General features: G+C 61.9%; 19 protein-coding genes. 11 read left to right on the top strand and 8 right to left on the bottom strand.

Features of this window, described 5'->3' with window-relative positions; all coding sequences use genetic code 11:
* The first annotated feature begins 232 nt into the window (after positions 1 to 232).
* Positions 233 to 685: a type II 3-dehydroquinate dehydratase gene (gene aroQ, locus ACIOJF_RS00565; protein WP_402741082.1), complete on the top strand. Its 453-nt coding sequence runs from the start codon at positions 233 to 235 to the stop codon at positions 683 to 685.
* Between the two features lie 9 nt (positions 686 to 694).
* Here aroQ and ACIOJF_RS00560 read toward each other — a convergent pair whose 3' ends face one another.
* Entirely contained in the window at positions 695 to 1,885 is a 1,191-nt protein-coding gene (locus ACIOJF_RS00560) for a MarP family serine protease (RefSeq protein ID WP_286134139.1), read from the bottom strand.
* A 204-nt stretch (positions 1,886 to 2,089) separates the two neighbouring features.
* Here ACIOJF_RS00560 and ACIOJF_RS00555 point away from each other — a divergent pair, with 204 nt between their 5' ends.
* Entirely contained in the window at positions 2,090 to 2,767 is a 678-nt protein-coding gene (locus ACIOJF_RS00555) for a Crp/Fnr family transcriptional regulator (RefSeq protein WP_022874282.1), read from the top strand.
* 68 nt (positions 2,768 to 2,835) lie between these two features.
* Here the strand turns inward: ACIOJF_RS00555 and ACIOJF_RS00550 are convergent, their stop codons facing one another.
* Both ACIOJF_RS00550 and ACIOJF_RS00545 read right to left on the bottom strand, forming a co-directional pair.
* Positions 2,836 to 3,750, bottom strand: a complete 915-nt coding sequence (locus ACIOJF_RS00550) for an NUDIX hydrolase (RefSeq protein ID WP_402741368.1) — start codon at positions 3,748 to 3,750, stop codon at positions 2,836 to 2,838.
* A gap of 61 nt (positions 3,751 to 3,811) precedes the next feature.
* The gene (locus tag ACIOJF_RS00545; protein ID WP_105656982.1) at positions 3,812 to 4,288 is read right to left on the bottom strand and encodes a RidA family protein; all 477 of its coding nucleotides are present in this window, start codon (positions 4,286 to 4,288) and stop codon (positions 3,812 to 3,814) included.
* Positions 4,289 to 4,513: 225 nt separating this feature from the next.
* On the opposite strand from ACIOJF_RS00545, the gene ACIOJF_RS00540 reads away from it, so the two are divergent.
* The 4 genes from ACIOJF_RS00540 to ACIOJF_RS00525 all read left to right on the top strand — a co-directional run bounded on the left by ACIOJF_RS00540 (position 4,514) and on the right by ACIOJF_RS00525 (position 11,690).
* Complete coding sequence (locus ACIOJF_RS00540; RefSeq protein WP_105656983.1) at positions 4,514 to 6,814, top strand: transglycosylase domain-containing protein; 2,301 nt, start codon at positions 4,514 to 4,516, stop codon at positions 6,812 to 6,814.
* Between the two features lie 119 nt (positions 6,815 to 6,933).
* On the top strand, positions 6,934 to 7,887 hold the full coding sequence (locus ACIOJF_RS00535; protein ID WP_105656984.1) for a metallophosphoesterase: 954 nt from the start codon (positions 6,934 to 6,936) through the stop codon (positions 7,885 to 7,887).
* Positions 7,888 to 8,061: 174 nt separating this feature from the next.
* Complete coding sequence (locus tag ACIOJF_RS00530) at positions 8,062 to 9,885, top strand: ABC transporter ATP-binding protein (protein WP_133833570.1); 1,824 nt, start codon at positions 8,062 to 8,064, stop codon at positions 9,883 to 9,885.
* Positions 9,882 to 11,690, top strand: a complete 1,809-nt coding sequence (locus tag ACIOJF_RS00525) for an ABC transporter ATP-binding protein (protein WP_402741081.1) — start codon at positions 9,882 to 9,884, stop codon at positions 11,688 to 11,690. Before ACIOJF_RS00530 ends, ACIOJF_RS00525 begins: the two co-directional genes overlap by 4 nt.
* Positions 11,691 to 11,775: 85 nt before the next feature.
* Here the strand turns inward: ACIOJF_RS00525 and ACIOJF_RS00520 are convergent, their stop codons facing one another.
* Together ACIOJF_RS00520 and purD are read right to left on the bottom strand one after the other, a co-directional pair.
* Positions 11,776 to 12,681, bottom strand: coding sequence for a phosphoribosylaminoimidazolesuccinocarboxamide synthase (locus tag ACIOJF_RS00520; protein WP_332498200.1), 906 nt, complete (start codon positions 12,679 to 12,681; stop codon positions 11,776 to 11,778).
* 15 nt (positions 12,682 to 12,696) lie between these two features.
* The gene (gene purD / locus ACIOJF_RS00515) at positions 12,697 to 13,983 is read right to left on the bottom strand and encodes a phosphoribosylamine--glycine ligase (protein ID WP_402741080.1); all 1,287 of its coding nucleotides are present in this window, start codon (positions 13,981 to 13,983) and stop codon (positions 12,697 to 12,699) included.
* Positions 13,984 to 14,285: 302 nt separating this feature from the next.
* Between purD and ACIOJF_RS00510 the strand changes: the two genes are divergently transcribed.
* From ACIOJF_RS00510 to purM, 4 genes are all read left to right on the top strand, one after another.
* Positions 14,286 to 14,666, top strand: a complete 381-nt coding sequence (locus tag ACIOJF_RS00510) for a sterol carrier family protein (protein WP_105656988.1) — start codon at positions 14,286 to 14,288, stop codon at positions 14,664 to 14,666.
* 4 nt (positions 14,667 to 14,670) lie between these two features.
* Complete coding sequence (locus ACIOJF_RS00505; RefSeq protein ID WP_105656989.1) at positions 14,671 to 14,997, top strand: hypothetical protein; 327 nt, start codon at positions 14,671 to 14,673, stop codon at positions 14,995 to 14,997.
* 105 nt (positions 14,998 to 15,102) lie between these two features.
* Positions 15,103 to 16,626, top strand: a complete 1,524-nt coding sequence (gene purF, locus ACIOJF_RS00500) for an amidophosphoribosyltransferase (RefSeq protein WP_105656990.1) — start codon at positions 15,103 to 15,105, stop codon at positions 16,624 to 16,626.
* 79 nt (positions 16,627 to 16,705) lie between these two features.
* Positions 16,706 to 17,848, top strand: coding sequence for a phosphoribosylformylglycinamidine cyclo-ligase (gene purM / locus ACIOJF_RS00495; RefSeq protein ID WP_105656991.1), 1,143 nt, complete (start codon positions 16,706 to 16,708; stop codon positions 17,846 to 17,848).
* Between the two features lie 245 nt (positions 17,849 to 18,093).
* On the opposite strand, the gene ACIOJF_RS00490 is transcribed toward purM, so the two are convergent.
* Positions 18,094 to 18,984: a Sir2 family NAD-dependent protein deacetylase gene (locus tag ACIOJF_RS00490; protein ID WP_105657085.1), complete on the bottom strand. Its 891-nt coding sequence runs from the start codon at positions 18,982 to 18,984 to the stop codon at positions 18,094 to 18,096.
* A gap of 191 nt (positions 18,985 to 19,175) precedes the next feature.
* The gene (locus ACIOJF_RS00485; RefSeq protein ID WP_105657086.1) at positions 19,176 to 19,394 is read right to left on the bottom strand and encodes a DUF3073 domain-containing protein; all 219 of its coding nucleotides are present in this window, start codon (positions 19,392 to 19,394) and stop codon (positions 19,176 to 19,178) included.
* Between the two features lie 222 nt (positions 19,395 to 19,616).
* On the opposite strand from ACIOJF_RS00485, the gene ACIOJF_RS00480 reads away from it, so the two are divergent.
* Entirely contained in the window at positions 19,617 to 20,258 is a 642-nt protein-coding gene (locus tag ACIOJF_RS00480; protein WP_105656992.1) for a septum formation family protein, read from the top strand.
* 73 nt (positions 20,259 to 20,331) lie between these two features.
* On the opposite strand, the gene clpB is transcribed toward ACIOJF_RS00480, so the two are convergent.
* Complete coding sequence (clpB, locus tag ACIOJF_RS00475; RefSeq protein WP_402741079.1) at positions 20,332 to 22,920, bottom strand: ATP-dependent chaperone ClpB; 2,589 nt, start codon at positions 22,918 to 22,920, stop codon at positions 20,332 to 20,334.
* Between the last annotated feature and the right edge of the window lie 141 nt (positions 22,921 to 23,061).

The raw sequence follows: 23,061 nt of genomic DNA, 5'->3' as shown, positions 1-23,061 counted from the left end.
GCGCGCGCCCGGGCGTGGGGGGCGCCCGCCCCCCCCCGCCCCCCCCCCCCCCCCCCCCACAGAAACGAAAAAAAAACCCCCCCCCCCCCCCCCACAACACCCCCCCCCCCCCCCCCCCCCCCCCCCCCCCCCCCCCCCCCCCCCGCCGCCGCCCCCCCCACGGCGGCTTCTTGTATTACGGGGCCAAAGAATTCGGGCGGGAATTTCCCGGTTGTGTAATAGATTTGAGTTCATGACTGAGAACGCATCGAACACCATCTTGCTGCTCAACGGCCCCAACCTGAATCTGCTGGGCACCCGGGAGCAGGAAATCTATGGCCACGACACCCTGGCCGATGTTGAGCAGCTGGCCCGGGAAACCGCTGCGGCCCTCGGCTTCGAATTGCGCGCCTTGCAGTCCAACCATGAGGGTGTGCTCATCGACGCGATTCACGATGCCCGCACTACCGCAGCCGGCATCATCATGAACCCCGGCGCATTCACCCATACATCTGTGGCTATTGCCGATGCCATCAGCGGCGTGCAGTTGCCAGCCATCGAGGTGCACATCTCGAACGTGCACAAGCGTGAAGCGTTCCGCCACCATTCCTTCATCTCGCCGGTAGCCAGCTCGATCATCATCGGTGCGGGCGTGCACGGCTACAAGCTGGCGGTTCAGCAGCTCGCGCATTTGCTGGGCAAATAGCCGCAAGCCCTAGCCGGTGACGCAGTCGCCTGTTTTGATGCTGGTGCGCCGATCGCCGCCCAGCTCCATGGCGTTCTCGATCTCTTCGAGGCTCAGGGCGAAGCCGACCTCGTCATCGCTGCGCGACTTGGCGAAGATCAAGCCCACCGCGTCGCCGGATTCATCCAGCAGCGGTCCGCCGGAATTGCCCTGGGCTACTTCCGCGGTGAGCTGGTAGACAGAGATTCGAGATGGGTCCGCGCCATAGATATTGGCAATGGAGACGAAGGCACGGGAAGCGATCAAGGCTCCGCGGATCTGCTGCGGGCCGCCCGCTGGGTGCCCGACAAAGGTTGCCGAGTCGCCGCGCATCAGGTCATCAGCGGCGAGGTCGATAGGCTCTGCCTCCAGCCCTTCGACGTAAAGCAGCGCGATGTCGGCCTTGGGATCGAAATAAACAACCTTTCCGCGGTGAACTTCGTCACCGCCGACCTCCACGGTTGCCGCGCTCAATCCGGCGACCACGTGCGCGTTGGTCATGACCAGCTCGTGGTCGACAACGAAGCCTGAGCCGGTCAGGTTCACACCGCATTGCACCGCGGTACCGGAGATCTTGGCGGCCGATTGGGCAGCGGCCAGCTGCAGGTCGTTAGCTGCCCATTCGGTGTTGGCCGGCGCCTGGACCGGGGGCGCGAAAGGCTCCAGGAATGCGGGGAGGGTTTCGGCGATCACCTTGGAGCGTGCGGTGGAAATCGCGGCATCGACAAACTCGGGTGTCAGGCCACGAATCGAGTCGATCATCTTGGACTTGCTGATCTCCAGCGAAAGCCTTGGAATACCCATGCTTGAAGTGGAAAAGGCCAAGCCACCGATGATTGTGGCGGTAATGAACACCGACAGCACGCCACCGGCAATGCGGTCCGCGGCACGCAGGAAATCGACATTCATCCAGTGGCGGATGCGGGTTGCAATCACCCGTCCCAGAGCTTGCCCGAGAATGATCAGCACGGCTGCGGTAGCTATCATCAGGCCGACCCGCCACCAGGGGTTCGTGGCGAAGGTGGAAACCAGCGGGATGGCGAAGAATGCGGCGACGCCGCCGACAATCAGGCCGAGCATGTCGCCAATGGTCAGCAGAAAACCTCGACGAACTCCAACAACGAAAAACGTCAGCAAAACAGCGCAGATGACTACGTCGAGCCAGCTGAAAATTCCGAGCACCAAGACCCCAGTTCATTCATAAAGTTCGTATAGACCCAAGGTACCCTTAGAAGCTGATGGATTTCTGCGAGCAGATTCGCGAGTTTTAGTCGAATGTGCGTGATTTTCAACATTTTCTTGGTTAAACCACGTGTGGAAACTGTCACATTGTTACCGAATACGGCACAATGAAGTAAGCGCCTACTACTGTTGACAGGAGATTTAATGGATATCGAGGTACTGCGTCGCGCGCCACTGTTTGCGTCGCTTGGTGATGAAGTATTCGCCGCGCTAACCGAAGAATTGACCGAGGTTGATCTCTCCCGCGGCGCATCGGTGTTCCGTGAAGGCGATCAGGGTGACCGTCTGTACTTCATCGTTTCGGGCAAGATCAAGCTGGGTCGCACCTCTTCGGATGGTCGCGAGAACCTGATTGCTGTTCTTGGCCCAGGCGAACTGTTTGGCGAGATGGCATTGTTCGATCCACACCCACGCAACGCAACTGCAACCGCCGTGTCCGAGACCCGCTTGGCGGGCCTGAGCCACGAGAACATGCGCAAGGCTATCTTGAACTCCCCTGAGGTCTCGATCCAGCTGCTGCAGGCTCTGGCTGCACGTCTGCGTCGTACCAATGAGTCCCTGGCCGATCTGGTCTTCTCTGACGTTCCTGGCCGTGTTGCCAAGGCTCTGTTGGATCTGGCTGACCGCTTCGGTCGCCCAGCTACCGACGGCATCCTGGTTGCCCACGAACTGACTCAGGAAGAGCTGGCTCAGCTCGTTGGTGCTTCCCGCGAAACCGTGAACAAGGCTCTGGCCGAGTTCGTGCAGCGCGGCTGGCTGCGCCTGGAAGCACGCGCCGTCGTGATCCTGGATATCCAGCGTCTGCGCCAGCGCTCGCGCTAAACCGCAGTGATGCAAACAGGCCGGGAATCCTTCAAGGATTCCCGGCCTGCTTTGTTTAAGTTCTGCTCTCAGTGCCCGGCAGTAGTCTGCCATGGGCGGGAGGATTCAGCGCTCATGGAGCCAAGGACTTCCAGATAGTAAATGCCATCGCGCACCAGCAGGTCCGGATGCTTGAGATTCAACGAACGGGCCCGCGAAAGGTAGGCGACCACTCCATTGGCCTCCGCCATGGCTTCCAGGATCATTTCCACCGCCGGGTAGCTAATCTCCGAGAGCGCGAGGTTCACTGTGTTGGGTTGGCCAACGCTGTCCCCCAGCTCGCTGGTGCTGCGTTTGGCCAATATTTCCCCGGCGGCACACCAGCGCCCCCATTTGCCTTTGCCGCGCAGCAAGGCAGCCTCCTGGCGGTTGGGCACGGTGGCAGTGAAGTACCAGGTGTCGAAGCGGCGCAGGGCAAAGTTCGGGTTGAGCCAGTGGGATACCCGACGCAAAAGGTCTGTGCGCAAGCCCAGTCCGCGGCGGCGCAGGAATTCGTCGAAGGCCAGGTCCTGTCCGGCGATTGCTTCGCGGGCGGTCATCCAGTCTTCTGCATCGGTCATTTCGACCACGGATTGCTCATCGGTGCCGGCCAGCAGGATTCCGGTCTCTTCGAAAAGCTCGCGGATGGCGCAAACGATGTATGCCTGCGCCAACTGCTGGTCCAGCATGTCCATGCGCTTGGACCATTGGGACAGGCTCGGACCGAACCATTGGTAGGTGGCACGGTCGCTCGCCTCGTGGCTGCCGCCTGGAAAGGCCACGTTGCCCAGTGGGGAGCCCCCGGGGCGATAAGTCAGATAGGTCTCCACGCCGTGGGAAGAATCCCTCACAAGGCAGATGGAGGACGCGCGCCGCGGGGTGCGCGGCGTGCGCGAACCGAAAGAGAACCAGTTTTCGGCGGTGGCAATTTGATGCGGTGGCAAATCAAAGAGCCGGCGCACCATACCGCTGCGCGGCCCCGCCGGGAATGCCCGTCGGGACCGCGCAGCAGGAATCTGGCTTGAATTACTCAAATTCGGCGATGACCTCGACCTCGACAGGTGCATCCAGCGGCAGAACGGCAACGCCGACGGCCGAGCGTGCGTGCAAGCCTGCATCGCCGAGTACCTCGCCGAAGAACTCCGATGCCCCGTTGATGACGCCTGGCTGTCCGGTGAAGTCCGGTGCCGACGACACGAAACCGACAACCTTCACGATGCGCTTAATGCGATCTAGATCACCAATTTCGGCCTTGATGGCGGCTAGCGCGTTAAGCGCAGCGGTCTGCGCCTGGGCCTTCGCCTCCTCGGCCGAAACCTCGGCACCAACCTTTCCAACGGCTGTGAGTTCACCCTTAATCAGCGGAAGCTGGCCAGAGGTGTAGACATAGTTGCCGGTGGTAACGGCTGGCAGGTAGGCGGCTACCGGCTTTGCCACAGCTGGCAAGGCATGACCGAGCTCGGCCAGACGAGCCTCGACACGCGAGGAAGTAGCTTCTTGCATGGGATTTCTCCTTCAGTAAATGTTGTTGCTAGTTACGCTTTCGGACGCTTCATGTAGGCCACTGGAGATGAGCCGTTGGGGCCTGGAACCACGGTTACCAGCTCCCAGCCATCGTCACCCCACTGGTCCAAAATCTGCTTCGTAGCGTGAATCAAAAGCGGCAAAGTGGCGTATTCCCATTTAGTCATACTCGATACGTTAGCGCGTCCTTGTAAACTAGTGGGTATGGCAGCCAAGAAGTCCCCTTTTTTTGATACCGCTACCACCCTGGGAAAAGTCGTTGCATTCTTCGGAATCAGCGCCCTGTGTGGTGTGCTCGCAGCAGGCATGCTCGTGCCCATTGCAGCTATCGCAAAAACCGGTTTGACCACCGGTAACAACATCGTCAGCGCGCTCCCGAGCTCGTTTGAAAAGCTCCCCATCCCGGAGCCTTCCACGATCCTTGACGCTGATGGCAAGGCCATTGCGAACTTCTACCAGCAAAATCGCCAGCCTGTGAAGCTAGATGACATCTCGCCAAACATGCGAAAGGCGATCATCTCGGTGGAAGATGAGCGTTTCTACGAGCACAAGGGCATCGACCCCAAGGGCATCGCCCGTGCAGTAGTTGGCAACCTCACCTCTTCGAGCCGCTCTGGTGCTTCCACCCTGACCCAGCAGTACGTGAACAACCTGCTAGTGAATAACCAGGTGCTCACCGGTTCGGACGAATCCACTGTTTCCGGCCAGAAGGGCTACTCGGATAAGATCCGCGAGCTGAAGTACGCGGTGGCCATCGAGAAGGAAATGTCCAAGGACCAGATCCTGGAGGGCTACCTGAACCTGGTGCTCTTCTCGGGTCGCGAGTACGGCGTGCAGGCTGCCGCTCAGCACTTCTACTCAACCGATGCCAAGGACTTGAACGTGCAGCAGTCGGCCATGCTTGCCGGCATGGTCCAGCTGCCAAACGTCTACAACCCGATCAACAACCCTGAGCGATCCATCGACCGCCGAAACAAGGTGCTGGGCAACATGTACCGCACCGGCGCAATCACCAAGAAGGAATACGACAAGGCGGTGAAGTCGGACCTGGAACTGGATCCGCGCACGTCCCCTTCCGGTTGCACCGCGGCCAAGGAAAATGCCTACTTCTGCGACTACGTCACCAATCTGATCCTTTCCGATGACACCTATGGCAAGACCAAGGAAGATCGCGAAGGCCTGCTGTACCGTGGCGGCTTGACCGTCAAGACCACCCTGAACAGCAAGCTGAACAAGAAGGCCGCCAAGGACGCAGCGAAGGCTATCGATCCAAAGGCCAAGTCCAACACCGACATTTACTCCTCGATCGTTTCGGTCGAGCCGGGCACCGGCAAGATCCTGACCATGGCGCAGAACACCACCTACGGTCCGGAAGTCAAGAACTCGGGCGAGAACACCTATTACAACTTCGCTGTCGAGCGTTCCCTGGGTGGCGCTGGCGGGTTCCAGGGTGGTTCTACCATGAAGCCGTACACCACCTTGGGCTGGCTGTCCGAAGGCAACCGCATGTACGACAAGATCAATGCCAAGAAGCAGGTTTTCGTACCCGGCTCCAAGTGGCGGGCATCTTGCCTTCCCGGAGGAACGACAACTGTTGGTTCTAATTGGGAACCGAAGAATGCATCGCCTGGCTTCTACCGCTCGATGACCGTGGATACCGGCCTGTACTGGTCGATCAATACCGCGACCGTGCAGGAGGCCTACAAGACCGACCTGTGCACCATCGCCGATTACACCAAGAAGCTTGGCGTACTGGATCAGGGCGCCAAGGGCGGCCCTGCCCCGATCTCGCCTTCGAACCCTTCGTTCATCATCGGCTCGGCAGAAATCACCCCGCTGTCCCAGGCCGCCGCATTCGCTGCATTCGCCAACAAGGGCGAGTACTGCGAACCACGCGCCATCAACAGCGTGACCGACAAGGACGGCAACGAGTACAAGGTCAAGAAGGAATCCTGCTCCCAGGAAATCGACCCGACCTACGTTGCCGATCTGAACGGCACCCTGAAGAAGATCGCCACCAACCGCGTCTCCAAGGGCCGCGTCGACGGCCCAATCGCTGGCAAGACCGGTACCAACAACTACGCGTCCTCGACCTGGTTCGTCGGCTACACCACCGGAATTTCCACCGCCACCTGGGTCGGCCGACTCAAGGGCAAGGCCGGCGAAGAGAAGAACCAGATGCACGGCGCGATGGTCAACGACAAGAAGGCCCCTTGGATGGTCGATTCCTCGACCTTCGCCGCCCCGCTGTGGGTGGACTTCATGGAGGAGGCCGTGCACGAATACGAGCGGAACAACTTCGGTTCGGCCCGTCGCCAGCCGCCTCCGCCAAAGCCGAAGGAAGAAGACGATTCCAAGTCCGACTCGGATGAGAAGGACAATGACAAGGAAGAGTCGAAGGAAGATTCCAAGCCTAAGGAAGAATCCTCGCCGAAGCCCGACTCCGATAACAAGGGCAACGGAAACGGCAATGGAAACGGCAACGGCAAGAAGTCCGATGACTAGCTGAATATTCGAAAGGCCGCGTTCAACTTTGGTTGGACGCGGCCTTTCGGTTTAGATTGGCATAGGAGAACTCCACCAGAAGTTGCCTCCGGGCTTGAAAGGACGATGGCACAGAAGTCATGGTTGAACAGAATAATTTCGCTTCGGCATTACGTCATGCCAGCGGTACTGCGGCCCTTGCCGCCACCGGCGCTCTGGCCATCGGCGGAGCTCTGGTGGGCTATGGCATGCTGGAGGCCCAAAAGTTCGGGCTGCGCCACGAATCGCTTAAGGTCCTGCCCCGCGGATACGGCGACATCAAGGTCCTGCACCTTTCGGACATCCACATGGTTCCAGGGCAGGAAGCCAAAACCCAGTGGCTGCGCGGTCTGGCTGATCTGAAGCCCGACTTTGTCATCAACACCGGGGATAACCTCAGCCACCGCAAGGCCGTGCCGGCTTTGATCAAGGCGCTGGAACCGCTGATGGCTTTCCCTGGCGCCTTCGTTCCCGGGTCCAATTGCTACTACGCTCCGAAGCTGAAGAACCCGTTCAGGTATTTGGCTCCTTCCACCGGAACTCCCAACCCTGCCCCGCGGGACCAGTTGCCGTTCGAAGAAATGCACCGGGCCTTCGGCGGAGCCGGCTGGATCAACATGTCCAACCGTGCGCATTCCACGGTGCTCAATGGCCTGCGCCTGGATCTTACCGGCGTGGATGATCCGCACATCGACCGGGACCTCTTCGCTGGCTGGCCGCGTGGTTCCTCCTCAAGCAGCCAGGCGCCCCACGTGCGCATTGCGCTCACCCACGCGCCCTACCAGCGGGTTCTTGACCAATTCACCGAGGCGAAGGCTGATGTCATTTTCGCTGGCCACACCCACGGCGGCCAGGTGTGCATCCCGGGCTATGGCGCATTGGTCTCCAACTGCGATCTGCCTACGTGGCGCGCCCGCGGCCTGAGCGATTGGGAATACAACGGCAACACCGTTCCGTTGAATGTTTCCGCTGGCGTGGGCACCTCGCGCTTCGCTCCGATTCGCTTCGCCTGCCCGCCGGAAGCCATCATGGTTACCCTGGCTGCCCGCGACTAAGCCACGAAATTTCTTCGGGTAATCCCCGGTCAAGCACCTTCTTGGTGCTCGACCGGGGATTATTTGCCTCCAATGTGAAGCACTTCTTTCCAATAGTTGCCTATTGATTGAATTATCCCAACTACTGCCGGTAGTCTGTAACTCTGTCAAACTTCTGGATGAATGCGGGGTACCGTGGCTCAAGCTCAACAGGCCGGTTCGAAAGATCCGGTCCCGCTCTCCGCAACACTGAAACGGCTTGCTCCATTCGTCAAGCCGATCTTCCCCCGGCTCTTTTGCGGTTTCCTCTGCGCGCTCGGCGCCGGAATTGTCGCGCTGGCCATCCCCCAGGTGCTCGCCTGGCTGGTCAATGTCGTCCTGCATCGTGATGGGGCAGCCTCGGAGGTGTGGCTCTCTGTTGGCATCGTTGCCGCATTGGGCCTTGTCGAAGCCCTGCTGATCTTCCTGCGCCGCCAATTCGTGCTGAATCCCGCAGCAGGCCTTGAAGCGCAGATGCGCATCCGCTTCTACAAGCACCTGCAGCGCCTGCCCGTGGCGTTCCACGAACGCTGGGGCTCGGGGCAGCTTCTCTCCCGCTCCATGTCGGATCTCTCCTTGTTGCGCCGCTGGCTCGCGTTCGGCGCGATGATGCTGGTTGTTGAAACCGTCACCGTCATCACCGGGCTGGTGCTGATGTTCACCCATTCATGGATCCTGGGACTGCTCTACCTGCTGGGATCTATCCCGATTGCCATCAAGGCCTACCGTTTCCGCAACGACTACCGGGCCGCCAGCCGCCGCAGCCAGGACCAGGCTGGGGACCTGGCCACCGCGGTGGAAGAATCAGTGCACGGCATCCGCGTCATCAAGGCCTTCGGCCGCGGGCCGCATGTCTACGCGGGCTTCAGCGCCCAGGCAAAGTCCCTGCAGGAAACCGAAATAACCAAGGCCAAGACGCTGGCCAGCTTCCTGCTCACCGTCGTTGCGGTGCCTGAAACCATTCTGGGCATCGGCCTGCTGATCGGCATTGCCCAGGTCGCCAACGGCACGCTGAGCGTCGGCTCGCTGGTGGCCTACTTCGCCATCGCCGCGGTCATCGCCGGCCCCGTCGAGGGCATGGGAATGCTGCTGGGCATGACACTGAGCACCAAAACTGCGCTGGACCGCCACTTCGAGGTCATGGATTCAATCAATGACATCGATTCCCCCGCGCAGCCCCGGGTCCCTGCAGAACGCGATGGCAGCGTGAAGCTGGAGCATGTGCGCTTCGCCTACCCGGATACCGCCGGTACCCACCGGCCGATCCTGGCCGACATCAATCTGGAGATCCGTCCCGGGGAAACCATGGCCCTTGTCGGCATCACCGGTTCGGGCAAGTCCACCTTGCTGAACCTGGTTCCGCGCCTGCATGAAGCGACCTCCGGCGAGGTGCTCATCCACGGACAGGACGTCAAGGACTGGGACCTCCAGGAACTGCGAACCGAGATCGCCGTGGCTTTCGAGGACACCACCTTATTCTCCACCTCCATCCGCGGCAACGTGCTGCTCGGCGCCCCGGAAAACCTGGATGAGCAGCAGCGCGAAGCCCTGCTCGCCGAAGCCCTGGACGTCGCCCAGGCGCAGTTTGCCTACGCGTTGCCCGAAGGGGTAGACACCTTGATCGGCGAGGAAGGCCTGTCGCTATCGGGCGGGCAGCGCCAGCGCATCGCCTTGGCCCGCGCCATCGCAGCGCGCCCGAGCGTGCTGGTCCTCGACGATCCGCTGTCCGCCCTGGATGTGCGCACCGAGGAACTGGTCACCGAGAGGCTGCGCGAAGTCCTGGCCGGAACCACCACGCTGATCGTGGCCCACCGGCCCTCGACCGTGATGCTCGCCGACCGCGTGGCGCTGCTGCGCGATGGCCGCATCGACGCGGTGGGAAGCCACGCCCACCTGTTGAGCACCAATGAGCATTACCGATTCGTCATCGCCAGCCTGGATGACGAAGACCAGCCAGCCACCGTGGAGGTCTCCCGATGAGCAAGCCACTGGGCGTCGCCAATGAAGACGCCATCGAGCTCTCTGCCGCCGAACGCAAGGTCGTGCGGCAACGTTCCTTCCGGCTGCTGGCCTCGCTGGCCGTGCCGCAGAAGAAGCTTTTCGTCCTCACCGTGGTGCTGGTGCTGTTCTCCAACGCGGCACGCGTGCTGCTTCCGGTGCTGATCGCCTTCTCGATCGACTGGACCCTGCCGCAGGTGCGCGAAGGCAACTGGGGTGCCCTGGGGATGACCGGGGCCGGATACATCGTGTGCGCCGTGCTCAGCGGCGTGCTGCTCTCCTGGTACATCACCAGCGCGGCGAAGATCTCCCAGGCGATGCTCCTGGATCTGCGCCAGCAGGTCTTCCGCCATACCCAGCGGCTGAGCCTCGAATTCCACGAGAACTACACCTCCGGGCGGATCATTTCCCGGCAGACCTCCGATCTGGAAACGCTGCGCGAGCTGCTCGATCAAGGCGTCTCGGAACTGGCCTCCTCCTGCGTGTTCGTGGTCTTCACCCTGGTCTCGATTTTCTTCCTCGACTGGCGCAGCGGCCTGGTGGTCTGCGTGGCCGTCCTTCCGGTAGCGATCCTCTTCTTCTGGTACCAGCGCCGCTCCGAGCTGCTCTACCGCGAATCCCGCGTGGTCTCGGCCAAGGTCATCTCCACCTTCGTGGAAACCATGACCGGCATCCGCGCGGTCAAGGCCTTCCGCCGCGAGGAAGCCAACGACGCGAACTACTCGGATCTCGCGGAGCAGTACCGGGTGAACTCGGTGCGTTCCTTCAACCTCTTCGGCGTCCTGCAGCCGGGACTGGTCCTGATCGGCAACCTGACGGTGGCGGCATTGCTCGCCTACGGCGGATTCCGCATCATCGACGGCACCATGCAGGTCGGTGCGATGGTGGCCATCCTGCTGGCCTCCAAGCGCCTGTTCCAGCCAGTCGAGCAGATCGCCATGTTCTATTCCTCGCTGCAGTCGGCCACCGCCGCCCTGGAGAAGGTTTCGGGGCTGCTGGAGGAAGAACCGACGGTGCGCGAGCCTGCGGCCCCTCGCACCATCCGCAAGGTGGCCGGCGAGCTGGTCTTCAAGGATGCGGTCTTCGGCTACGGCGAGGGCCCGGTGATCATGGAGGAATTCGACCTGCGGATCCCGGCGGGCCAAACGGTGGCCGTGGTAGGCCAGACCGGTGCCGGCAAGTCCACGCTGGCCAAGCTCATTGCCCGCTTCTACGACCTGCGTTCGGGCACCTTGGAACTGGATTCGGTGCCGATCAACGAGCTGTCGAACAAGGAACTGCGCCAGCACGTGGTGATGGTCACCCAGGAGGCGTTCCTCTTCTCCGGATCGGTGGCCGAGAACATCGCGCTGGGCCGGCCGGGCGCCTCGCCGGAGGATATCGAGTACGCCGCCCGTGCGGTCGGCGCCCACGAGTTCATCTTGGATCTGCCTGAGGGCTACGGCACCGACGTGAACAAGCGAGGCGGACGGGTCTCGGCCGGCCAGCGCCAGCTGATTTCCTTTGCCCGCGCCTTCCTTGCCGATCCTGCGGTGCTGATCCTTGATGAGGCCACCAGCTCCCTGGATATCCCTTCGGAACGGGCAGTGCAGCGCGGACTGCAAACCCTGCTGGGCAACCGCACCGCGCTGATCATCGCGCACCGCCTGTCCACCGTGCAGATCGCGGACCGCGTGCTGGTGGTCCACGATGGCAAGATCACCGAGGACGGCACCCCAGCGCAGCTGATTGCCGATGAGGGGCGCTTCGCGGCCCTGCACAAGGCGTGGAAGGACTCGCTGGTCTGATCCCGTCCAGGACAGCGCAAAGCCCTCCGCAGATCACTTCGATCAGCGGAGGGCTTTGCCGTGCGTGGTTGTTCTTCGCCTGCGCCTAGGCGCTGAAGACCTGGCCGGTGAGCCGTTCGTAGGCCTCGATGTAGCGGGCACGGGTCTTCTCGATGATTCCGGCTGGCAGCTGAGGCGGTTCTTCGCCCGAGTTCTTGTCCCAACCCGATTCGGCGGAGGTCAGCCAGTCGCGGACGAACTGCTTGTCGAAGCTGGCCTGCGCCTGGCCCGGCTTGTAGGATTCGGCATCCCAGAAACGCGAGGAATCCGGGGTCAGCACCTCATCGCCCAGGGTGATCTCGCCGGTGGCCGGATCAGCTCCGAACTCCACCTTGGTATCGGCCAGGATGATGCCGCGCGCGCGGGCGATCTGCTCGGCCTGCTCGTACAGGGCCACGGTCTTCTCCCGCAGCGCCTCGGAAACTTCGGCGCCAACGCGTTCCACGGTCTGCTCGAAGGAGATGTTCTCGTCGTGCTCCCCCACCTCGGCCTTGGCCGATGGGGTGAACAGCGCCGGTTCCAGGCGCGAGCCATCCACCAGTCCTGCCGGCAGTGGCAGCTCGCACACGGTCTGCGAGGCCTTGTACTCGGCCAGGCCCGATCCGGTCAGGTATCCGCGGGCGATGCACTCGATCGGGTACATCTCCAGCTTCTTGCACACCATCGCGCGTCCGGCCACCTCGGCTGGAACATCGGTGGAGATGACATGGTTGGCGAAGTCGCCCAGCTGCTCGAACCACCAGAGGCTGAGCTGGGTCAGCACCTTGCCCTTGTCCGGGATTTCGCTGGCCAGCACGAAGTCGTAGGCGCTGATGCGGTCGGAGGCCACCACGAGGACACGGTCGGTGCCTTCGAAGCTGGCGCCCGCAGGCACGTACAGGTCGCGTACCTTGCCCGAGTAGTAATGGTCCCAACCTTCTAGGTCGAGCACTTCAGTCTGGAATCCTGCCATGAGTTCTGTAGTCCTCTACTTGCTTTCGTTGGCGATGGCGATTTCGCCGCGTTCGGCCTTCAACGCAATGTCGGTGCGCGACTGGGCACCGTCCCAGCTGATCTCGGCAACCCCGGCGTACGCTGCGGCGCGGGCCGCGGCGAGGCCATCGCCCAGGCCCACCACGGCCAGTACGCGGCCACCGGAAACAATGATGTTCCCTTCAGCATCCGCGGAAGTTCCGGCATGCATCACGTGCACGCCGTCAATTCCGTTGGCTGCCTCCAGCCCGGAGATCACCGCTCCCTTGACCGGGGTGTCCGGGTAGTTCTCGGCGGCGATGACCACATCAACTGCGGTCTGCGCGGACCAGGTCAGCTGCTCGGCATCATCGAGCCGGCCCTTGGCGGCAGCCAGCAGCACACCGCCCAGCGGAGTCTTCAGCCGGGCAAGGACAGCCTGGGTTTCCGGGTCGCCGAAGCGGGCATTGAACTCGATGACGCGGATGCCGCGCTTGGTGATCGCCAAGCCGCAGTACAGCACGCCGGTGAATGGGGTGCCGCGCTTTTCCATTTCGCGCAGGGTCGGGTAGGCGACGCGGTCCATGACCTCGTCGACGAAGCTCTCCGGCAGCCATTCCAGCGGCGAGTAGGCACCCATGCCACCGGTGTTCGGGCCTTCGTCGTTTTCGAAGATGCGCTTGAAGTCCTGTGCCGGGGCCAGCGGAACAGCATGCTTGCCATCGCAGATGACAAACAGGGAAACTTCTGGGCCATCGAGGAATTCTTCGATCACTACGGTTCCGCCGGCGGCAAAACAGGCTTCTGCGTGCGCCAGCGCTTCGTCGCGATCGCCGGTGACCACGACGCCCTTGCCGGCGGCCAGGCCATCGTCCTTGACCACGTACGGCGCACCGAAGTCATCCAGCGCGCTGGCGGCTTCCTCGCGGTTGGTGGCCACATGGGCCATGGCGGTGGGAACCTCAGCGGCAGCCATGACGTTCTTGGCAAAAGCCTTGGACGCTTCGAGCTGCGCGGCAGCCTGGGTCGGGCCGAAGACCGGGATCTGCGCTGCGATCAGCGCATCGGAAACACCGGAAGCCAGCGGCGCTTCGGGGCCGACGACCACCAGATCGCTGCCCAGTTCCCGGGCGAGCGCGACGACTGCGGCAGGATCCTGCGCATCGATCGCGTGGGTAGTGACGTCCTGTGCGATACCGGCGTTGCCGGGGGCGCAATGAACTTCGTTGACGTAGGGGTCTGCACTCAGTGCACGGACAATTGCATGCTCACGGCCGCCTGGGCCAATAACCAGTACCTTCACCCGGTCGAGTTTACCGGAGATCCAGCGGGTCAACCGCGTCTATGACGCGCAGGCATTAGCCGCAGGCCCCGTCCATCTGGCCGCCCGCCTGGCACCGGGCCGAGGGGCGAATTCGGCGCCAGCAAGCCCAAAGCGCCCCCTGGAAGTCTTCGGCACAGCATCATGCCGGCATCCAACCGGCGCTGCGTTGGCTGAACTAGAGTTGGCATGGCTGGATTTCTCGGTTTTCCAGATCCACAGTAGATGCCCAGCGCACGCAAATATGACGTTTCTCCGTCATTGAGAGAAAGTGGAATCGACCCATGGCAATCAAACGGCGCGTTGATGAAACCGCTGGCCGAGCGGCCCTGCGCGAATGGTCCGGAACCACGCAGGGACAAGGAAAAATAGCCCGCCCGGTGCTCGCCACCGCGGTGCGCTTTTCGCTGGAGGAGCTGGCCTCCCGCGCCGAGGGCAACTCGGTCGAGGTACGCGTTCCGCCCTTCGGTGTGACTCAGTGCATAGCGGGTCCCCGGCACACCCGCGGAACACCTCCGAATGTAGTCGAAATGCCTGCTGAGCTCTGGCTTTCCCTTGCTACTGGGCGTATCGGCTGGGCCGAGGCCTTGCAGACTGGGCAATTGCATGCTTCGGGACTTAGGGCAGACTTGTCAGCGCACCTACCACTTATTGAGTACCCTTAAGGGTATGGAGCAACACCCCGCTACCCCGTCTTCTGCCGATCAGAGTGTTGAAGTGCATATTCACTCGTCGCCCAAGTTCTGGCCGTTCATTTTGACTTTCGCGGTCCTTGGCGCGCTAGCCGGTCTCATCATTGGCCTGCTTGGCGAACCATCGCAGGATTACACCCGCACCTCGGCGTCCGGATTCTTCGCCATATTCGGTGCAGGCCTGGGCGTAGGCATCGGCGCATTGGCGTATGTGATTGTTGATCGCGTGACCTCACGCAAAACCACCAAGCATCTGGCAGTTCCTCTGGCCGAGGACACTGACTCCAGCGGACTACAAGGCTAGGCAGCTTTTCTCCTGAATTAGAAGAGCAGGCGGCCGCGCACCTGGCCGCCACCCACCACATTTTTGGTCGGTGTCGACCAACTGGAACATGAGAGAATAACCAACATGGCGCGTGGCGATGGATTCTTAAATCACGACCTGCTTCCAAACGAAAAGGGGCCGCAGGATGAATGCGGCGTTTTTGGCGTTTGGGCTCCTGGCGAAGAGGTCGCAAAACTCACCTATTACGGCCTGTATGCCCTGCAGCACCGCGGACAGGAATCCGCTGGTATTGCCACGAGCGACGGTGCGCGTATCAACGTCTACAAGGACATGGGCCTGGTCTCCCAGGTGTTCGACGAGAATACGCTGAACTCCATGGCCGGCCAGCTGGCTATCGGCCACTGCCGCTACTCGACCACCGGTGCCAGCCACTGGGCCAATGCGCAGCCGACCTTGGGCCCGACCCAGGCCGGTACCGTCGCCCTGGCCCACAACGGCAATCTGACCAACTCCGCTGATCTGGCCGATATGGTCTCCGCCAAGCAGCAGGCCGAAGGCGGCAAGGTCCGCGGCGAACTCGCCCAGGGCAACACCACCGACACCGCCTTGGTCACCGCCTTGCTGGCCGGTTCCGAAGGCCAGTCGCTGGAAGAAACCGCGCTGGAGCTGCTGCCGAAGATCGAAGGCGCCTTCTGCTTCGTCTTCATGAACGAGGACACCCTCTACGCAGCCCGCGACCCGCATGGTGTTCGCCCCCTGGTCCTGGGCCGGCTGGACCGAGGCTGGGTTGTTGCTTCGGAGCAGCCTGCACTGGCTACCGTTGGCGCCTCGTTCATCCGCGAAATCGAACCCGGCGAAATGATCGCCATCGACGAGAACGGCGTGCGTTCCACCCGCTTCGCCGAAGCCACCCCCAAGGGCTGCGTCTTCGAGTACGTCTACCTGGCTCGTCCCGATGCTGCCATTGCCGGCCGCTCGGTCTACGAATCCCGCGTGGAAATGGGCCGCCAGCTGGCCCGCGAGAACAGCGCGGACGCGGACATCGTGATCCCGGTTCCGGAGTCCGGCACCCCGGCCGCCATCGGCTACGCCGAGGAATCGGGCATTCCATTCACCCACGGCTTCGTGAAGAACGCCTACGTGGGCCGTACCTTCATCCAGCCATCGCAGACCCTGCGCCAGCTGGGCATCAAGCTCAAGCTCAATGCGCTGGAAACCGTGCTGCGCGGCAAGCGCGTCGTGGTGGTGGATGATTCGATCGTCCGCGGCAACACCCAGCGCGCGGTGGTGCGCATGCTGCGCGAGGCCGGTGCCGCCGAGGTGCATGTGAAGATCTCCTCGCCTCCGGTCAAGTGGCCTTGCTTCTACGGCATCGACTTCGCCTCGCGTGCCGAGCTGATCGCCAACGGCGCTGCCGTGGCTGAGATCGCGACCTCCATCGGCGCGGACTCCTTGGCCTACATTTCCGAAGACGGCATGATCGAAGCGACCCGCCAGCCGCGCGAGCGCCTGTGCACCGCGTGCTTCACCGGCGAGTACCCGATCGCCTTGCCGAACGAGGAGCGCCGCGGCAAGAACCTGCTGGAGCGCAGCAACCAGGGCGGCTGCGAGCCAGGTCCTGATGCCGAGTTCGAAACCAACAGCTAATCCCCTCCACGATCCCAACCATCTCGTTGCAAAGGGCGCCGGAAATGCGGCGCCCAGAACAGAAAAGGAACCGACTGCCATGAGCGGCAATGATCAGCAGCCAACTTCCATCACCTATGCCGGTGCCGGCGTTGACGTTGAGGCCGGTGACCGTGCCGTTGAGTTGATGAAGGGCGCGATCAAGGCAACCCACACCGCGGGCGTTGTCGGAGGGGTCGGCGGCTTCGCCGGGCTCTTCGATGTATCGTTCCTGACCGGTTACAAGAAGCCGTACTTGGCTACCTCCACCGACGGGGTAGGCACCAAGGTTGCCATCGCCCAGAAGCTGGACATCCACGACACCATCGGCCAGGACCTGGTCGGCATGGTGGTCGACGATATTGTCGTGGTGGGCGCCAAGCCTCTGTTCATGACCGACTACATCGCCACCGGCAAGGTCGTCCCGGAGCGCATCGCGGATATCGTGCGCGGCATCGCGGAAGGCTGCAAGCTGGCCGGCACCGCGCTGGTTGGCGGCGAAACCGCGGAGCACCCGGGCCTGCTGGCCGAGGACGAATACGATGTTGCCGGTGCTGCTACCGGTGTCATCGAAGCTGACCAGCTGCTGGGCCCGGAGCGCGTGCGGGCCGGCGACGTCGTCATCGGCATGGCGTCCTCGGGCATCCACTCCAACGGCTACTCGCTGGTGCGCCGCGTCATCGCCCACGCCAAGTGGGAGCTGGAACGCGAAGTTGCAGAGTTCGGCAAGACCCTGGGCGAGGAACTGCTGGTTCCGACCCGCATCTACACCACCGCTTGCCTGGATCTGGTGGGCGAGCTGAACGACGGCGAGAACTTCGGCGTGCACGGCTTCAGCCACGTCACCGGTGGCGGCCTGGCTGCCAACCTGGCTCGCGTGCTGCCCCAGGGCCTGATGGCCCGTGTGGACCGCTCGACCTGGTCCCTGCCAGCAGTCTTCTCCACCATCGCCCAGCTGGGCAACGTGCCGCAGCCTGACCTTGAGCGCACCCTGAACCTGGGTGTGGGCATGGTTGCTGTTGTTGATCCAGCTGTAGCTGATCGTGCCGTAGAGCTGCTGAACAAGGCTGGCATGGGAGCTTGGGTCATGGGCGGCGTCGAGAATATCGATCCAGCGGCAGTCGATGCCGGACTGGACTACGTCCAGGGAGCCAAGGGCGTTGACGGCGGCGCAGTGCTGCTGACCGGCAACTACGCCAAGTAGTACTCGCAGGATCCGCTTCCTTGCCGATGCGCCGCACTGATCCCAGTGCGGCGCATCGGTTCTTTAACGCCATCGCCATGCGAATGGGGATGCAGGGTTGACCGGAGCCCTCTTGCCCGGCTTCCAGGCGCCAGGCAATGCTGCCGGTGGTGCTGCACCAGTGCGAGCTTCCTGCCGGGCTGAGTGCCCAGAGCAGCATTTGGCACGCTTCATTGGTGTCCCTTGCGGGACGAAATACCGGCCTGCTAGTCCAGTTGCTTCAGGGCGTGCTCCAAAGGCACACGCCAGCGCCAGGTTGCTTTTTGTTCACCGCGGACGTGGCCGTTGGTAATCAGCGCCACCGGCAAATCCCGCTTGACGAAGTTCAACAGGATCTTGTACCCGCTCATCACTGCAAGGGAGGAGCCCAGCACCAAGAGCGATGTGGATTCCGCTTCCAGTGCCGCAATGCGTTCCTTGCGTTCAACCGGAACGTTCTCGCCGAAATACACCACATCAGGCTTCAGGGCCAGCGAGCCGCAGCTCAAGCAGGCCACCATGTTGAACCGGTCAACCAGATACTGGGGCAGCTCCACATCCCCATCGGGGTTCACCGCGCTGGGGTCGATTTCCACGGCTTCCAAATAGCCTTCGTTGGCCGCCTGCAGGCGCAGATCAAAGTCATTGCGGTTCTCGCTGTACCCGCAGTCCAGGCAGCGGACGATCGACAAGTCGCCATGGACCGGAATGACCCGTTTGGATCCGGCCTGCTGGTGCAGCCCGTCAACGTTCTGCGTAATGATTCCACTGATTTTCCCGTGCTCTTCCCACTGCACCAAGCGCTGGTGAATGTGGTTAGGCTCGGCTTTGTCCATATGGCGCCAGCCGACGTAGCCACGGGCCCAATAGCGCTGCCGGGCTTCAGGACGGAATCGGAATTCTTGATAGGTCATCGGCCGGTGGCGCTGCAATGAACCGTTGGGTCCCCGGTAGTCGGGGATTCCGGAATCGGTAGAAACACCGGCTCCGGTGACCACCAGGACCCCGCCAGCGGAAAGCATTTGGCGCACCCCGGCACGCGCTTCAGCTTCCGGGGATTCAGGTGCCTGCTGCTCGACAATGCGCTGCATCGACCGGATGGCCGAATGATGCGCCATCTGGATGGATAGCTCTTCTGGAGTGCTCACGTTCCACCTAACAATTACTGGGCACGACAAAGGCCGCAACGACTAAAAGCTAATTTAGCTTAGTCGCTGCGGCTTGTCGCAAAATGTACTGAAGAGCTGTACCACTCAATGCTTAAGGTGTGGCACTCTGAGCCAAGGACTCCCGGCATCAGAAGACGAGGCTACTCGTCTTCGTCATCTCCCGAGTACTTCTTAGTCAGCTCGTCGTATTCCGAATATTCTTCGTCATACGATGAATCATTACGCTCAGTGTTCTGAGCATGATGATCGGACTGAACGCCCAACTCGCGTTCAAGTGCCGAAAGGTCAGTGGACGGCGAGTAGTACTTGATATCTCGCGCCTGACGCTGTGCTTTAGCCTTTTGACGGCCGCGCCCCATGGCGTGACCCCCTCTTTTCAGTAGAGTCGGGAGGTGGTCCACCTTGAAAAGATGAAGGCCCCCGAATATGTGATCAGTTCTTTCGTAATTAAAGGTTAACACGATTCACCGGCGAGCGCTGAATGCAACACCCTCCGAAACCGCTAGACTGTCGATTAGTCCAACGACTATGTATTGAGCCGGCGAGCGATCGCCCGACCCAACCACGAAGGAGCTCAACAGGTGGTGGAAAACAATCTGCCCGAGCCGCAGGCGGCTTTGCCGCCATTGCAGCCAGAACCGGAGAAGCCCAAGCGTCAAAGTGCCCAATGGGCCTTGATGATTGTCGCCGTTCTCGCACTGGCCGCGGCAGTGGTTTTCGTGGTGTTGAGACTAGTGGATCCCCCTGCTTCGCCAACTGCGAACAACGTGGAGCGCAACGAGAATCCAGGCCTCGACGGCATTGTTGCCACCGAGATGCCTCCAACCCAGTTGGAGCAAGGCGACTGCCTGCGCGGATTCAATTCACCACTGGATCCGCAGACGGTCGTAACCTGTGATTCCTCCCACAATGCCCAACTGATCGGCATCTTCCAGGTCACTGGCGAGGAGTACCCGGGAGCCAACGTGCTGCTCACCCAATCCGAAGACCTGTGCAAATCGGTGTCACTGGATCCTCGTGCAGGGCTGGACTCCACCTGGACCTATCACTTCTCGCGTCCCTCGGAGAGCACCTGGGGCCAGGGCGACCGCACCGTTTCGTGCTTCCTGAGCCTGTCCGAGGGCGACGTCCGCAACTCGTTGCTGCCAGAGGGCGCTACGGATGGAGAATCGGAGAACTCCGAAGAGGAGCCGTCCAAGGCACAGGAGACCACCGACAGCTAAGTCTGCGTTCAGGAAAAATGGCGAGGGCATGAACGGGATTCCATCCGTTCACGCCCTCGCCATTGCCAGGCTCCTAGGCCTTCTTGGCAACTTTGAGCTTGTCGCCAACTTCGTCCAGGGTGACCCCTACAGTATCCCCGTCCTGCACCGTTCCAGCCAGGATCTCCTTGGCCAGCCGGTCTCCGATCTCGCGCTGCACCAGGCGGCGCAGCGGACGAGCGCCGTAGGCAGGATCGTAACCGGTCAGGGCCAGCCAATCGCTGGCGGCCTGATCCACCTCCAGGTTCAAGCGGCGGTCGGCCAAGCGCTGTGCGAGCAGGTCGATCTGCAGCTTGACGATGCTGCCCAGCTCTTCGATGCTCAATGGGTCGAAGAGGATGACCTCATCGAGACGGTTCAAGAACTCCGGCTTGAACGATGCATTGACCACGCTCATCACCGCTGACTTCTTGGCCTCGTCTTCCATGCTCTGGTCCACCAGGAACTGGGAACCCAGATTCGAGGTGAGGATCAGAATGGTATTCCTGAAGTCCACGGTGCGGCCCTGGCCATCGGTCAGCCGCCCGTCATCGAGCACCTGCAGCAGGATATCGAATACTTCCGGATGCGCCTTTTCCACCTCGTCCAGCAGAATCACCGAGTACGGGCGGCGGCGCACAGCTTCGGTCAGCTGCCCGCCCTCTTCATACCCTACGTAGCCCGGAGGGGCACCGACCAGGCGCGAAACCGCATGCTTCTCCGAGTATTCGGACATGTCGATCCGCACCATCGCCCGTGGATCATCGAAGAGGAAGTCAGCCAGGGACTTGGCCAGCTCGGTCTTGCCGACACCGGTAGGACCCAGGAACAGGAAGGATCCGGTAGGCCGGTTCGGGTCGGCAATGCCGGCGCGGGTACGGCGAACGGCGTCAGAGACAGCGGCAATAGCCTGCTTCTGCCCCATCAGGCGCTGCCCGATGATTTCTTCCATATCCAGCAACTTCTGGCTTTCGCCCTGCAGCATGCGCCCGGCCGGAATACCGGTCCACGCCGAGATGACTTCTGCAATGTCATCCGCGGTGACTTCCTCGGCAACCATGGTGTGCGTATCGGCCTTATCGGCTTCGGCAGCTGCCGCCGCATCCAGTTCCTGCTGCAGCGTTGGGATCTCCCCGTAGAGCAGGCGAGAGGCCTGCTCCAGGTCGCCCTCGCGCTGGGCCTTGTCGGCCTGGCTGCGTAATTCGTCGAGCCTGACCTTCAGGTCACCGACGCGGTTCAAGCCAGCCTTCTCGGCTTCCCACTGGGAGTTCAGCGCGTCCAGCTGTTCCTTCTTGTCGGCCATGTCCTTGCGCAGCGCATCCAGGCGTTCCACCGAAGCTGGATCCGTTTCATCGGACAGCGCCAGCTCCTCCATGGTCAGCCGGTCCACCTCGCGGCGCAGCTCATCGATTTCCTCCGGAGCCGAGTCGATCTCCATGCGCAGGCGGCTAGCGGCCTCATCAACCAGGTCGATGGCCTTGTCTGGCAGCTGGCGGCCGGAGATGTACCTGTTGGACAGCGTGGATGCTGCCACCAAGGCGGAGTCCGCAATGGAAACCTTGTGGTGCGCCTCGTAGCGCTCCTTCAACCCACGCAGGATGGCAATGGTGTCATCCACGCTGGGCTCACCGACATACACCTGTGCGAAGCGGCGTTCCAGGGCGGGATCCTTCTCGATGTTCTCGCGGTACTCGTCCAAGGTAGTAGCACCAATCAAGCGCAACTCGCCGCGGGCGAGCATTGGCTTGAGCATGTTCCCCGCGTCCATGGCGCCTTCGGAGGCTCCGGCGCCGACCACGGTGTGGATCTCGTCAATGAAGGTGACAATCTGGCCGTCCGAAGCCTTGATCTCTTCCAATACCGACTTCAGCCGCTCTTCGAATTCGCCACGGTACTTGGCGCCGGCGACCATGGCGCCCAGATCCAGCGAGATCAGGGTCTTGCCACGCAGGGATTCCGGCACGTCGCCCGCGATCATGCGCTGGGCAAGCCCCTCAACTACAGCGGTTTTGCCAACGCCTGGCTCGCCGATCAGCACGGGGTTGTTCTTGGTTCGGCGGGAGAGCACCTGGACCACGCGGCGGATCTCGCGGTCGCGGCCGATGACTGGATCCAGCTTGCCCGAGCGCGCCAGGGCGGTCATGTCGGTGCCGAACTTCTCCAGGGACTGGAAGGTGGCCTCCGGATCCGGATTATCGACCTTGCGGTCGCCGCGGATGGTGGGCAAGGTGCCCACCAGCAGTTCGCGGGTGGCCCCGAATTCGCGCAACGCGTCGCCGGCCTTGGTCTGGTCTGATGCCAAGGCGATAAGCAGGTGCTCGGTGGAGACGTAGGTGTCCCCCATTTCTGCGGAAGCCGCTTGGGCGTTGCTCACAACCTGCAGCAGCTGTCGGGAGTACTGGGCCTGGGCCACTGAACTGCCGGAGCTGGAAGGCAATGCGTTGATGACAGCGCTTGCCTTGATCGAAAGCGCGTCGACATCCAATCCGGCGGTCTTCAGGAGGGCGACTGCGACGGAGTCGCGCTGGTCCAGCAAGGCCTTCAGCAGGTGCGCAGGTTCAATCTGCGGATTGCCTGCGGTTGAAGCGTTCATCCCGGAAGCCGAGAGAGCTTCTTGGCTCTTAGTGGTGAGTTTGGTGTCCACGCGCATCCTTTCTCTAATTGGGTGAACCCATAAACTTGAGTGTACTTAACTCAACTCTACTCGCACTCTTCGTATTCCAGCTAGAGCAAGATTTTCGAAAGATTTTCTATTTCACTTGCCCCAGAGGCAAAATCCCTTGTC

This window comes from Glutamicibacter sp. NPDC087831, from assembly GCF_044742845.1.
Taxonomy (GTDB): domain Bacteria; phylum Actinomycetota; class Actinomycetes; order Actinomycetales; family Micrococcaceae; genus Glutamicibacter.
The sequence above is the reverse complement of the archived record's forward strand: the minus strand, read 5'-3'. Positions and strand labels throughout refer to the sequence as shown.